Genomic DNA, 510 nt, shown 5'->3' on the forward strand with positions numbered 1-510 from the left:
CAGGTACGCCAGCAGGAACTTACACGTTGACTTATCAAATTTGTGAGGTATTAAACCCAACAAATTGCGATACGGCGGTAGTAACGGTTGCGGTAACAGCTGCTCCAATTGATGCGGTTAATGATGCAGGTACACCAGTTAATGGTACTACAGGTGGTACGGCAGTAGCCAATGTGCTTACAAATGATACTTTAAATGGAGTAGCAGTAAATCCAGCAGATGTTACTACTACGTTTGTTTCTTCTACTAATGCAGGTATTACTTTAACAGGTACAAGTGTTCAAGTAGTTGCAGGTACGCCAGCAGGAACTTACACGTTGACTTATCAAATTTGTGAGGTATTAAACCCAACAAATTGCGATACGGCGGTAGTAACGGTTGCGGTAACAGCTGCTCCAATTGATGCGGTTGCAGATACTGCAGGTCCGATTAATGGTACTACTGGTTCTACTAATGTTGTGAACGTACTTAGTAATGATACTTTAAATGGAACCCCTGTTACACCATCTG

The 510-nt window shown here is 42.4% G+C and carries 1 pseudogene; it reads left to right on the forward strand.

Annotated features, from left to right (window positions below):
- Window positions 1-510 (forward strand): annotated as a pseudogene (locus NAT47_RS12525) (gliding motility-associated C-terminal domain-containing protein); the annotation flags it as partial.

The sequence above is a fragment of the Flavobacterium fragile genome (assembly GCF_023634865.1).
Classification (GTDB): domain Bacteria; phylum Bacteroidota; class Bacteroidia; order Flavobacteriales; family Flavobacteriaceae; genus Flavobacterium; species Flavobacterium fragile.